11 protein-coding genes are annotated in these 12775 nt (G+C 55.1%); 1 reads left to right on the top strand and 10 read right to left on the bottom strand.

The genetic code is table 11. The features are described from left to right. Positions 1–2: 2 nt before the first annotated feature. The 10 genes from AC27KL_RS08380 to AC27KL_RS08335 all read right to left on the bottom strand — a co-directional run bounded on the left by AC27KL_RS08380 (position 3) and on the right by AC27KL_RS08335 (position 12073). Positions 3–1565, bottom strand: a complete 1563-nt coding sequence (locus AC27KL_RS08380) for a response regulator transcription factor (RefSeq protein ID WP_487169401.1) — start codon at positions 1563–1565, stop codon at positions 3–5. Positions 1566–1721: 156 nt separating this feature from the next. Further along, positions 1722–3401 carry an extracellular solute-binding protein gene (locus AC27KL_RS08375; RefSeq protein WP_487169400.1) on the bottom strand — a complete coding sequence of 560 codons (1680 nt, stop codon included), beginning with the start codon at positions 3399–3401 and terminating at the stop codon, positions 1722–1724. A gap of 83 nt (positions 3402–3484) precedes the next feature. Continuing rightward, a complete protein-coding gene (locus AC27KL_RS08370; protein ID WP_487169399.1) occupies positions 3485–4381 on the bottom strand; it encodes a carbohydrate ABC transporter permease in 897 nt (298 codons plus the stop codon). A gap of 48 nt (positions 4382–4429) precedes the next feature. After that, positions 4430–5293 (bottom strand): ABC transporter permease, encoded by an 864-nt coding sequence (locus AC27KL_RS08365; RefSeq protein WP_445164810.1) that lies wholly within the window; start codon positions 5291–5293, stop codon positions 4430–4432. A gap of 278 nt (positions 5294–5571) precedes the next feature. After that, positions 5572–6513, bottom strand: coding sequence for a protease complex subunit PrcB family protein (locus AC27KL_RS08360; protein ID WP_487169398.1), 942 nt, complete (start codon positions 6511–6513; stop codon positions 5572–5574). 90 nt (positions 6514–6603) lie between these two features. Then, positions 6604–7083, bottom strand: a complete 480-nt coding sequence (locus AC27KL_RS08355) for a hypothetical protein (protein WP_487169397.1) — start codon at positions 7081–7083, stop codon at positions 6604–6606. A 104-nt stretch (positions 7084–7187) separates the two neighbouring features. After that, on the bottom strand, positions 7188–7898 hold the full coding sequence (locus tag AC27KL_RS08350) for a hypothetical protein (RefSeq protein ID WP_487169396.1): 711 nt from the start codon (positions 7896–7898) through the stop codon (positions 7188–7190). Between the two features lie 15 nt (positions 7899–7913). Further along, the gene (locus AC27KL_RS08345; RefSeq protein ID WP_487169395.1) at positions 7914–8831 is read right to left on the bottom strand and encodes an ATP-binding cassette domain-containing protein; all 918 of its coding nucleotides are present in this window, start codon (positions 8829–8831) and stop codon (positions 7914–7916) included. Between the two features lie 33 nt (positions 8832–8864). Further along, complete coding sequence (gene argS, locus AC27KL_RS08340) at positions 8865–10565, bottom strand: arginine--tRNA ligase (protein WP_487169432.1); 1701 nt, start codon at positions 10563–10565, stop codon at positions 8865–8867. A 485-nt stretch (positions 10566–11050) separates the two neighbouring features. Further along, on the bottom strand, positions 11051–12073 hold the full coding sequence (locus tag AC27KL_RS08335) for a CobW family GTP-binding protein (RefSeq protein WP_487169394.1): 1023 nt from the start codon (positions 12071–12073) through the stop codon (positions 11051–11053). A 179-nt stretch (positions 12074–12252) separates the two neighbouring features. Between AC27KL_RS08335 and AC27KL_RS08330 the strand changes: the two genes are divergently transcribed. After that, positions 12253–12768, top strand: coding sequence for a MogA/MoaB family molybdenum cofactor biosynthesis protein (locus AC27KL_RS08330; protein ID WP_339321272.1), 516 nt, complete (start codon positions 12253–12255; stop codon positions 12766–12768). Positions 12769–12775: the final 7 nt, after the last annotated feature.

Raw genomic sequence — 12775 nt, 5'->3', positions numbered from 1 at the left:
CGTTACATCTTTCTCCTGAATTCGCCCGGCGTCATGCCGAACACTTCTTTAAACTGGCGGCTGAAATACGGCATATACCGGTACCCGACCTTGTCGGCGACCTCATAGATTTTAATCCGGGGATCCTTGAGCAGCTCTCCCGCCTTCTCCATGCGCATCATAATCACGTATTCGCTGAAATTCGTCCCCGTAACCTCCTTGAACAGCGAACCCAGATAATTCGGCGAAAAGGACAGATAGTCGGCCACTTCTTTGAGCGTGACGTTATCATGCAGCTGTTCCCGGACGTAACGGATCATCTCTTCGACCAGCTTGGCGCTTTTTTTCTGCCTTTTGTTCTGGATGATTTCGGCGGCGCTGAACAACCGGTACCTTAACCAGGATCGGATATCGTGAAGCGTTTCGTATTTCAGCATCATATCGGGACTGGGCAGCCCGTCGTGCTGAAGTGTCTGAAACATGTTGTCGCTGAGCGATTTGAGCTGGCTTTCCAGTCTCAGCCAAATGTTCATCACGAAATACTGGATTTGGACTTTGGAGCGCATTCCGGCCGCCGCCGCAAACAAACCGTCCACTTCATCGCTGATTTTCACCAGGTCGTAATGCAGCACGGCGTTTAAAAGCGGTTCGAGCGGCAGGTCCGCCGCCTGGATCTCCCCGCCCCTTTCGGCTTCCAGTTTTTCATGCGGAATCACTTTTCCTTTGCCGACGATCAGCTTGTAATCCAGCGCGGTGAGCGCCTCTCCGTAAGAAGCCCTAAGCCCCGGAAGGCCATCCGCCCGGTTCCCTAATCCGATGGTCACGGAATAAGGTTGAAGCGCATGAAGCTGCCGAATGACCTGCTCCAGATCCGGTTCTTGTGCCCCGCATTCGGCCAGCAGAAAAATCCGCTGCTTGGAGGTACGCCCGATATGGCGGATGCCTGCGGCTTCAAAAATCGGCAGCGCCGATTCGTAAAATCGGTTGAACCATTCCTGCTTCACATGCTCCGGCAGCGCCTCCAGCTTCCAGCCCAGATCGTCGATTTCAAGCGCGGCGGCCCGGGCGGGCCAGCTTGCGTGTTTGAGGCCGTAATGCTCAAGCAGGATCGTTTCCGCCTCTTCCGTGAAGTTCCCCTCGAGAAGCTGCAGGAGGTATTCGTTTTTGGCGGTTTGCCGGTAAGCCTGCTCCGTTTTTTCCCGCTGTCTTTCCGCGTCAAGCTCCAGCACGATTTTTTTTAAGGCTTCGGTCAACTCCGTGTCGTCCATCGGTTTCAGGACATAGTTGTAGGCATGGAGCGAAATCGCCTGCTTGACGTAGTTAAAATCCTGGTATCCGCTTACAAAAATGACTTTGATGCGGCCGTATAACTCTTTTGCTTTTCTGACAAGGTCCAGGCCCGACATGCCCGGCATATGTACGTCCGTGACAAGGACATCGATGCTTTCTCTTTCCATGACGCTCAAGGCTTCAAAGCCGTTATGCACGGCATCCACGACTTCCAGGCCAAGCTCAGTCCAAGGTATGAAGGTCCTCATCCCTTCCAAATCGAGGATTTCATCATCGACGATTAAAGCTTTATACATGAAATCATCTCCTGACCGAATAGTTCACAGCCGAACGCTGTACATGGAATTCGCCGCATAAACGCATGAGCCGCCCCGAGGGACGGCCTAGCGCGCACGATAGCTAATCGATAGTTCAGTATCGTTATATATGACAATTATACCATTTTTTTGCGGTTACCCGCCGATTTTTTTCAGGTTCTCCTGCCATTTTTGCGTTTTGAACGCGAGCAGCTTGTCGTAACCGACGGCCATCGCATCTTTTTCGGCTTTGTCCAAAATGGCCAAAACCTCTTCGTCGCTTTGGGCGTACAGCGCCTTCGCTCTCGATTCGGAGAAGATTTCGTCCACGCTTTGTTGGATGATGCCTTCTTCCGTGTCCGGCATCGGGTTCAAATTGACGAATGCGGTGGCGTTATATTGCGTTTTCCACGTGATGGACGACTGGTAGCGGCTCTCCCAGTTTTGCTTTTCAGGCGGCAGCGTTTTTTCGAACTTCATCTTGGATTTGTCGATATACACCGTGTTGCCGTTCCACTGCAGGTTGACGGTAGCGTCCATGATCTTGCTGCGTCTTTCCACGTCGTTGATGTACGTGTCGGTAAAGATCGGATATCCTTCTTCATCGGTTCCTTTCCACAGGATGCCTTCCGGTCCCCACATGATGACGCGGCTTCCTTCTTCCCCTGTCAGCCAATCGAGGAACGCGAAGATTTTTTCCGGATCTTTGGCGGATTTCGTGATCAAAGCCACGTTCCAGCCGAGCTGGTTATAACTTCCCGTCCAAATTTTGTTTTTGTCGAGCCCTTCCTTATGCACCGGCCAAATCATCTCGTATCCGGCGGTCGGATCTTTTTTCTTCAGCTCCACGTCGCCTTTGCTGCCGTATTCCGTCGGGCTTGCGCCTGCGGCGATCGCAAAACGCCCCGTGTACGCTTTTTCGAGCACCTGGTCTTTCGTTTGCGTCAGCGCGTCCTGGGCCATCAGCTTCTCGCGGAACAGCTTCGAGGCGAACTGCATCGACTCGCGGTACGTCGGATCCTGGAAGATGGAGGTCAGCTTGTCGCCGTTTGGAACGGCTCTTTCCCGCAGGAATACCGGAGGATGGTCTTCGGCGAACGCGCTGTACAGAATGTCCAGCCCCTGGCCGTCTTTCGCGAGATCCGGCTCGAACGGAACGACGTTCGGATACTTGGCTTTGACCGCCTTCAAATAGTTGTACAGGTCGTCGGTCGTTTCGAGTTTTGGCGAACCGAGGTCTTGGTAAATTTTGCTGTTCATCAAATATCCCGCGTTGCCTGCCGGCTGGGAAGTATACCAGTTCGGGAACTGGTACAGCTTGCCGTCGCTCGAGCGAAGCATGTTGAGCGTGGAATCGCCGGCCCATTTTTTCAGGTTCGGGTACTTGTCGAGATATTCGTCGTAGGATACGAGCATACCTGCCGCCCGCAGACGTTCCACGTCGGTGCCGCGGTCCGTCCAAATGACGTCCGGAAGCTCCTTGGAGGCGATCATCGTGTTCAGCTTCTGGGCCGCGTTGCCGCCGGAGTTGATGGCCGTGACCTTTACTTTTTTGTTGTCCTGAATCCATTTGCTGGCTTCGTCCGCGCCCCATGACGGCATCGTGTACCAGTCGTAGTGGCCGTAGAAGCTGAATTCGAGAGGTTCGCTGCCGAGCTCGAATTTGCCCGTGCCCGCGCTTTCCTTGTTGTCCGTTTTCTCTTCGGCTTTCGTATTGCTGTTGCCGGTTCCTTCCGCCGCCTTGCCGCTGTTGCCGCTGCCGCATCCCGCAAGGGCCGTGGCCGCGGTGCATAAAAAGACAAGCGTCACGATCAGCGATCTTCTAAAGCTTTTCATACGATATAACCCCTTTTCCAAAGATCGATTTATGTCAGGATTTAGGCTGAAACCCTGATGGTTAAAGCGCATAGCTCTGAACCCTATTCTTTTAGCGATCCTACCAGCACGCCTTTGACGAAATACTTCTGGACGAACGGGTAGACCGCGATAATCGGCAGCGTCGCCACCATCATCGTCGCCATCGACAGCGATTTGGTCGTCACGCTTTTCATGGCCGACATGCGGCTTTGCGCCGCGGAATCCAGTTTGGACATCTGCTCGGTCATGATGTTGGTGCTCAGAATCTGCTGCAGCATGGACTGGATCGGCAGCAGCTTTTCTTTCGTGATATAAATGCTCGGCAGGAACCACTCGTTCCAATGCGCCACCGCCGTAAAAAGCCCCAGCGTCGCGATGACCGGACCGGAAAGCGGCAGCACGATGCGGAAGAACGTGGACCAGTTGCCGCAGCCGTCGATTTTCGCCGATTCCTGCAGCCCGTCCGGTAGCCCCATGAAAAAGGTGCGGAAAATGATCATGTTCCAGACGCTGATCAGGCTCGGAATGATGAACACCCAGAAGGAATCCATCAAGCCGAGGCCGCGGACCACGAGGAACGTCGGGATCAGCCCGCCGCCGAAATACATCGTGACGATGCACATCAGCATGTAAAATTTGCGGCCGATCAGCTCCTTTTTGGTCATGCCGTAAGCGAATATCGCGGTGCACAGGACGGAAAGGATGGTGCCTACCACCGTTCTCATCACGCTGATCATAAAAGCGTTCAAGATCCGGTCATCCCGGAACACGACGTAATAATTTTCGAGGGACCATTTGCGCGGCCAAAACGTCACGCCGCCAAGGGCGGTATCCATGCCGTCGTTCAGCGAAATCACAAGCCCGTTCCAGAACGGATAGAAGGTGCTGAAGCCGAGCAGCGTGAGGAATCCGTAGACGAACATGCTGAAGATCCTGTCCCCGATGCTTTTTTTGTACATTCGATTGCAGCCTCCCTGTCTTCTCCCAAGTCTTTCAAGCGATGCCTCTTACCACAGGCTGTTGCCGGATCGGCGCGCGAAGCTGTTGGCGAACGCCAGCAGGCCGACGCTGATGACGGCTTTGAACAGGCCGACCGCGGTCGCGTAGGAGAAGCGTTGGTTCGTAATGCCCACCCTGTAGACGTAAGTGTCGATGACGTTGGCCACGTCCCGCAGCACCGGATTCGATCCGAGCAGGAGGATGTCTTCAAAACCTGCGCTGAGCAGATTGCCGATCGCCAAAATCATGAAGATGGAAATGACGGGCATGATCGAAGGGAGGGTAATCATGAACAGCTGCTTGATCCGTCCCGCTCCGTCCATGGCAGCCGCCTCGTACAAACTCGGATTGATGCCCGCGATGGCCGCCAAATATACGATGGATCCGAATCCGATTTCCTTCCACACGTTGGTCGTGACAAGGATGCTCCAGAAGTATTCGGCTTTGCCGAGGAATCCGATGGGCTCCTTGATCAAATGCAGCTTTTGCAGCAAAATGTTCAAGCTGCCGTTATCCGTCGACAGGATCGACATGGCGAACCCGGCCACGATGACCCAGGACAAAAAATGCGGCAGATAGCTGACGGTTTGCACGACCCGTTTAAAGGCCATGTGCCGGACTTCGTTCAGCAAAAGCGCCAAAAATATCGGCGCCGGGAACCCGATGCAAAATTTCAGCAGGCTGATGATGATCGTGTTGCGGATGATCGGCCAAAACTCGGGGGAGTGAAAAAACATGTTAAAATGCTTGAACCCTACCCATGGACTTGCCCAAAAGCCGTCGAAAATGCTGTAATCCTGAAATGCCATCAATACCCCGTACATCGGTATGTAAGAAAAAATGAAAATCAATACGAGCGCCGGCACGACCATCAGCTGGATATCCCACTGCTTGGCCAACCGGTAAGCGACTCCCCGCCTTTTCTTGACGTGTTTCACTTTGTTTACGCTTGCGAGCTGCGCCATACGTTTCCCCCCTCGCTGTTATTGTAATCGTTTGCATGCGGGAGAATCTATTTGCCTCGTCAACGAAATCTTATACATTTTACGGTTGCGGGGACTCCTTTTCATAGAAAGGATGAAAAATCGTTCCGGCCGAAACAAAAAAAGACCCGTTCCCCGGATCCCGGAGAAGGGTCTAACCCGATCATTTATTTTATCGTTTTGCCGGGGCCGGGAACGGAAATCGATCCCTGGTCATGCCCGGGCGTTGTTTTCACGCTGATTTCAAGGCTGCTGTCCAAATAAAACGACGCCGTGGCGGTCGAAATGACCTGCGGATACATTTTTCCAGGTTCGGGCGACGTCAAATGATAATACGCCACGGCCTTTTTCCCCGGAAGAAACTCGATACGGTCGACGACAAGCCCGTACCCCGGATTCGGCATGTCCGCTTTGGACAATACGATTTTGTTGACCTTGTCGTTCACTTTTTCGATACGGACCGAAACGTCGGCTTCGGACGCTCCGGGGTCCTGATTCTGATGGCTTTGGATGAATTTCAGCGCATTGTATATCATTTCGGCGGCCTCCATGCGCGTAATATACTGCTTCGGATGGAATCGGTCTTGGGCGTCGAGTTCGGCGATCCGGGTGAGCAGCAAAAACTGCAAAGCGCTTTTGTATTCGGAAGACATTTCCCCGTCGTCCTTAACAAACACGTACATCTCGATCGTCGAATATTCCCCCGTAGCCTTTACCGCTTGATGAAGCATGCCGGCAAACTGCTCTTTCGTCAGCTTCATGTTCCAGTCGCGGATTTGTCCGACCGATATCCCGTTGTCCGCCGCAATGCGCGCCGCCTGGGCATACCAGGCTTTGGCCGGTACGTTCGCGGGCGGGGGCGGGCCGTCTACCTTCCCCTGGAGTTTCATCGCCTTGACGAGGAGCTGGATGCCTTGAGCCGCCGTTAGCGGCTCGGCCGGCGCGAACCGGTCCGCGGACACGCCGCTGATGATGCCTTGCGACTGCAGGGACGCAGCGATCTTCTCCTGTTCGGCGTCCTTAATATCCGAAAAAGCGTATGCGGACGATGCGGCTGCAAGGCAGCAGAAGGCCATCAGTGCCGCCGCTATTCTTTTAAACTTGTTCATTCAAGATCACCTCCATCCTCTCAGACGGAAAGCATCCGGCAAAGGTTTCATATATTTGGCAAAAAACGAGCGAAGCCAATCTGGATGATCTTAAGCGTTCGCCCCGTTTTTTTCCGGTTCCTGATCCAGTCCCAGCTTGGCGTACAATTCGCTCGTATATTTTTGAAGTTTGCGTTCGAGCTCCTGGGCTTGTGCTTTAAAAGCGGTCAGTTCGCGGATCATTTTCGACCGCCCTCCCGGGCTGAAGGTTTCCTGGATGCGTTCCTTGAAATAGTCGTGGACGATGTAATTCCGCTGCTTCCATACGTCTTTCAACAGCGTCGTTTCATCCGGCGAGAAAGGGAAGTGATGCTGGATTTCATTGACGAGCTGGCCAAGCGAGTTGCTCAGCTTCTGATGGTACAATTCGGCGAGATCCTCTTCCGTCGGAACCTTGCCTTGCGAGACCTTCATCAGCATAAGCAGGTTGACCAGCTGCTGCTCGAGCGCCTGCGAATAATAGACCGCCAAGCCGAAATAAGCAAATAGTTCCTTGGAATGCTCGCTGTCCAATAGCCGTGTCTGCTTCATCATGCCCTCCTCCCTATCCTGTCATGTATCATGCCCTGATGGTTTCGTCATACCTTCATGGTAAAGGATATGCCTTCATTCATCAACCGCCGGATCCGCAGTTTTTAGGTACGGGCGTCCCTCCGCACCGAAACAAGCATGTAAACCAGCCCCAGCAGGAGCGCATAAACCAAACCGTAGCCTAAAATTCCCCACAGTTTATGGAGCGGCGCCACGCCGCTGTCCAACAGCCTGTCGAGCATCAGCGAAACGGGAGGGAAAAACCAGCGCAGCCACCCCAGCTGCTCCGGCAGCAAGCCGACGATGGACTTCGCCCCGAGCGACGCGACGACCAGGACCAGCAGCAGCGCCGTCGCTCTCGTGCCGTTCGGCATCCATGCCGACTGGAAAAACATCGCCAGCGCGGTGCCCAGCATCCCCATGATCAGATGGGCCGCCGCCGCAAGGAATAGCTCTCCCATCCTGACGGGCCTGTCGAACATTTGCGCGGCAAGCGGGTAGAGCACAAACAGAACCGTGCACAACGCCACCGGAACGAGCAAAGCCAGCATTTGGCTGAGCAGGTATCTTTTCATGCTGCCGGCGTGGATGATATGCAGCTGCTCCTGCTGCGGGGTTCCATGGTTCAGGAACGTCAACGCGATCCAAGCCGAGCCGACGAACAAAAACACGGAAGTGACGGCATAGCTGTCCATCACCGGATTCGGTTTGTAGGAATACAGCAAAAACATCGCGATCAAGGTTGCCGCCAGCGGCGCAAAATAAGCATGTTTCCTTGTATAGCTTTTCAGCATAAAACGGGATAATGCCAGCAACTTCTTCTCTCCTCCCTAGTTCACAGCCGATTTCAGCCGATTCTCCAGGCGATCATCCATCCCCCCGGCCGGCGTGACCGATATGACCGAACCCCCGCAGTCCAAAATCAGGCGCAGTACTTGGTCAACCGCTCCGGGTTCCGTCTCGAGCAGGCATGCCTCCGAAGCGGGCGAGATGCCGACCACGCCGCCAAGGGCGGCGATCCGCGCCAACGCGCCGGGATCCGGCACAAGCGCCACGATGCGCGCGATCTCTTGAAATGCCGGGCGTTTTTCCCGGGTTTCCTCCGCGATTCGCCCGTCCCGAATCAACAGCACCCGGTCCGCCGCCCGTTCGATCAATTTCGATTCATGGACCGACATGACGATGGCAGAGCCTTCGCGTTTTCGCATCAGCAGGATTTGGAGGAGATTCTCCTGCGCTTTGACGTCCAGCCCCGAAAGGGGCTCGTCCAGCAGCAGCAGGTCGGGATGGCCGAGCATCCCCTGGATCAAGTTGATTTTTTGCAGCATGCCTTTGGAGAACCGGTTCATCTTGACGTGCAGGGCATGCTCCATGTCCAGCTGCCGCAGCAAATCGTAGATTTCATCCTCCGCCGCGTGTTTATCCATGCCCCGGACGGCCGCGACGTTTGTCAGATACTCCCAAGGCGTAAAAGGGAGCGGAGGAAACCGCTCCGGCACGTAACCGACGGACCCGTTCCGCCCATGACGGACCTCGCGCGTTCCCGACGTCGGTTGGGCAAGCCCCGCCAACAGCCGCAGCAGCGTGCTTTTCCCGGAACCGTTTCTGCCGATCAGCGCGATGCCTTCCCCCTGCATTATTTCAAGCGATATGTCTTGCAATACCTTGCGCCTGCCGAACGTTTTAGAGGCGTTGCGAATTTCGATCAGGCTGCCGGAATAATTTTCCGAAGCACTTGTTAATGCCAAAGCCAAGATCCCCTCCCACGGTATTTCTTGAATTTACATCCGTTCAGGCGTCTGGATGCCCAACAGCCCCATTGTCCGGGCGATCGTCCGGCCGGCCAGCCGCGTCAGCCGCAATCTTGCCATTCGAACCCGGGCGTCATCGGTGACAATTCTTTCCTTATTATAAAATTGATTGAAGGACTGCGCCACATCCAGCGCATAACGCGCGAGAACCGACGGTTCCTGGTTGCGCACGCCCCGCTCCAATGCTTCCGGAAACCGGGTCAGCAGCTTGAGCAGCTCCCAGCCGGCGTCGCCGATTAGATGGGCTCCTGCGTTGGGATCGGTCTCTTCCATGGCGTCCTCGGCCGCGCCATACGCAGCCGCCCCCTTGGCAAGCACGCTCTGGGTTCTAGCGTAGGTATACTGCACGTAAGGCCCCGTTTCCCCGTCGAAATTCAGCGCGTCCTCCAGCGAAAAATCCACTTCGTTCAGGCGGTTGTTTTTCAGGTCGCCGAAAATGATCGCGCCGATCCCGACCGCCTCCGCAACCCGCTGCTTGGACTCCAGCTCCGGATTTTTTTCGTTGATGATGGCTAAGGCCCGTTCGACGGCTTCATCCAGCACGTTTTCCAGCTTGACGATTTTGCCGCGGCGCGTGGACATTTTTTTGCCTTCGAATTTCATGAGGCCAAACGGCACGTGCGTGCAGCTGTCCGCCCAATCCATCCCCATGCGGCGCAGCACCGCAAAAACCTGCTGGAAATGCAGCCTCTGTTCGTTCCCGACCACGTACAGCAGCCGGTCCGCTTTCATCTCGTCATGCCGGTAGATGGCGGTGGCCAAATCCCTCGTCGGGTATATGGTCGTGCCGTCCTTTTTCAAAATGAGGCATGGCGGCATGCCCTCCTCGTCCAGCCGGACGACCAGCGCCCCGTCGCTTTCGACCAGCAGCCCTTTTTCCTTCAAGGAATCGACCACCGCAGGCATTTTATCGTTGTAAAAGCTTTCGCCCAGCGTGTAATCGAAACGGACGTTCAGTCGATCGTACATTCTGCTGAATTCCTTCATGCTTACGTCCACGAAATAGGCCCATAACGAGCGGGCTTCGCCGTCTCCCTCCTCCAGCTTGCGGAACCACTCCCTTGCTTCCGGTTCCAACGTATCGTCGTGCTCCGCTTCTTCATGGAAACGAACGTACAAGTTCAGCGATTCGCCGATCGGGTCTGCGGATAACCGTTCGTCGTCTCCCCATCTCTTATATGCGGCGATCTGCTTGCCGAACTGCGTTCCCCAATCGCCCAGATGATTGACGCTCACGACGTCGTAGCCCGCAAGCTTATGCATATGGTATAAGGCCGCCCCGATCATCGTGGAACGGAGATGGCCGATGCCAAACGGTTTGGCGATGTTGGGGGAAGACATATCGATGACGACGCGGATGCCTTTTCCGGTTTCCGGCACTTTCTCCTGCTCCAGCCCTTCCATCATCAAGCTTCCGTAATGCCCCCGGTCGAACGTCAAATTGACGTAAGGACCGGCGGCAGACGCCGTTATATGCGCGTGGTCCCAGGCCCCGGCGATCGATTGTGCGATCTCCTGGGGCGCTTTTCTGAATTGCTTGGCGAGCGTAAAGCAAGGGAACGCGATATCCCCCATGTCCGGGGAAGGCGGCGTTTCAAGCCGTTTCGATATGTCGTCCGCCTCCAGCGGCACGTGTTTTTTCAGCGCGTTTGCAGCCCATTGGGTTATCATCATGGATCAACCTTTCTTTCTTTTTCTCAAAATAAAAAGCTCCCGTCTCCATAATAGAGACGAGAGCTGAATATCCCGCGGTACCACTCTAAGTAAACGAATCTTCCGGCCCCTGCCGCAAGGGTTCGTTCCCCTTCGCAACCTGTAACGGAGTTACCCGGACGAATCTACTTGCCCCAAAGTCCGCTGCCAAATGGCTTCGATGCCGATTCAAGCACTTTGCGCGGCTCCCGGAACTTTATATGCCTATCGATCAGGATCACCGATTCCGGAACGAGGTTTTGGATTCGCCGTCTCACGGGTGCGCTTCACGAAGGGGCATGTTCCGGCTTCCACCCATCCCGGTTCGCTGTCCATGCGTAAACCTTCGTTACTCTCCCGATCCCTGACGTTCAATATTTCAGACTATTATACCTAGCGCCAAACGAGGAAGCAAGCCCAAGTTCTTTTTGAGTCCCTGGCCCGGGTTCCCCCGCCATGTCGCTTCAGTTCCGGCTCTCTTGGCCTTCCAGCGCCCGCATCCCGTTTTCGATGGCAGTTTTGGAGAAATGCTCGCCGATGAAAACGACCACGTCCGGCACGTCGCCCTGAGGCGTGATCCGCAAAAAATCAGGCTCCCGGAAGGCGTATTGAAACAGGAAACGGCTCGCCGTATCGCTGAACGTCAAAACGCCTTTGGCACGGTATACCTCCCGCGGCAGACCTGCCACAAAACGTTCGAACTCCCCGCTGTCCACCGGCCCGCGCAAATAATGGGTATACACCATCACATGGTCGTGATGCGTATGATGATGCCCTGCTGCCGAATGGGAATGATGCTCGTCATCCTCCGCTTCAAGACCGATCGAAGCTGCCCCATCGGGTTTGTCCGATTCAAGCAGACCCGTTTTGCCGCCAAGCGAGGCCAAGACTTCGGCAACGTCCACCTCGCAGCGGACGGCCGGAAGGATGGGGGCATACCCGTTCCAACGGGAAATGACCGACTCCAGTTCTTCGCGCTCGCCTGCCGTGATGCGGTCCGTTTTATTCAGAATCAGGCAGGAGGCCGCGCGGATCTGTTCTTGCATTAGCCTGAAGGTTTTCCCTTTTTGCTCGCGGTACAGCTCCAGCAAATGAGCCGAATCGACGACGGTCAATACCCCTTTCAAATCGATTTTCATGTATAACGCCGCTTCGGTTACTCCGTCCAAAATCTCCATCGGGTTCGCGATGCCCGTTGCTTCGACGACGATCACGTCGGGATGTTCCCTTTCGATCAGGCCGGCCATCTCCACGCTCAAATCGCCGCGGATCGAGCAGCAAATGCAGCCGCTGAGCATCTCGGTCATCGGGACCCGCTCTTCCACCAGCAGCCCGTCCAGATTGACGTCCCCGATTTCGTTCATGATCACGGCCGGACGTAATCCCCGCTCCTGCCAGTGGTTGACGAGGCGCTGAAGGAACGTCGTTTTCCCGCTTCCCAAAAAACCGGACAATATGTAAATGGGTGTCGTTGTTTGATTTGGCATGTTCGTTTTCCCCTTGCGTTATTGGATTTTGCGTTTTACGCAAAGTGTACTACACCCCGGGGCCGGGCCGCAACCGCTTCGAATGTTTTGCAATTTTTGCCGTTCGCGGCCATTTGCAAGTTTGTCCCGAAAGGTCTATCCTAAAAAGACATTCCAAAAAAGAGAGAGGAGAATGGAAGATGAGATCCGTGGACGAACATCGCAGTCAAGCGCCGGACACCGTCTCCTGCATGGTCGTGACCGTATCCGATACGCGCACGCCGGAGACGGACGCAGGGGGAAAACTGATGAAGTCCCTTTTGGAGGATGCGGGATACCGTGTCGTGCGCTACGAAATCGTCAAAGACGATTATGAAGGCATTCGGGAGCTTATTCATGAAGCTGCGGGAAATCCGGAGGTGGAAGCCGTCCTATTAACGGGCGGAACGGGCATTTCCCCGCGCGACACGACGTACGAGGCGGTAGCCTCGCTGCTCGACAAGAAGCTGCCGGGCTTCGGCGAAATATTCAGGTATCTCAGTTTCACGGAAGATATCGGACCTGCCGCGATTTTAAGCCGCGCGATCGCCGGAACGGTCGGCGGCACCGCCGTGTTTTCCATCCCGGGTTCGACGGGAGCCGTCAAACTCGCTTTGGAGCGGATCATCGTGCCGGAGCTGCGGCATGTCATGCGCGAAATATACAAAAAAAATTAAAAACAAG

The organism is Paenibacillus sp. YAE3, assembly GCF_057546105.1.
This window is presented reverse-complemented; position numbering and strand designations above follow the sequence as displayed.

Coding starts and splice junctions, on each gene's coding strand:
- AC27KL_RS08380 (WP_487169401.1), bottom strand. CDS start 1,565: ATGTATAAAGCTTTAATCGTCGATGATGAAATCCTCGATTTGGAAGGG.
- AC27KL_RS08375 (WP_487169400.1), bottom strand. CDS start 3,401: ATGAAAAGCTTTAGAAGATCGCTGATCGTGACGCTTGTCTTTTTATGC.
- AC27KL_RS08370 (WP_487169399.1), bottom strand. CDS start 4,381: ATGTACAAAAAAAGCATCGGGGACAGGATCTTCAGCATGTTCGTCTAC.
- AC27KL_RS08365 (WP_445164810.1), bottom strand. CDS start 5,293: ATGGTCGTGCCGGCGCTCGTATTGATTTTCATTTTTTCTTACATACCG.
- AC27KL_RS08360 (WP_487169398.1), bottom strand. CDS start 6,513: ATGAACAAGTTTAAAAGAATAGCGGCGGCACTGATGGCCTTCTGCTGC.
- AC27KL_RS08355 (WP_487169397.1), bottom strand. CDS start 7,083: ATGAAGCAGACACGGCTATTGGACAGCGAGCATTCCAAGGAACTATTT.
- argS (WP_487169432.1), bottom strand. CDS start 10,565: ATGATAACCCAATGGGCTGCAAACGCGCTGAAAAAACACGTGCCGCTG.
- AC27KL_RS08335 (WP_487169394.1), bottom strand. CDS start 12,073: ATGCCAAATCAAACAACGACACCCATTTACATATTGTCCGGTTTTTTG.
- AC27KL_RS08330 (WP_339321272.1), top strand. CDS start 12,253: ATGAGATCCGTGGACGAACATCGCAGTCAAGCGCCGGACACCGTCTCC.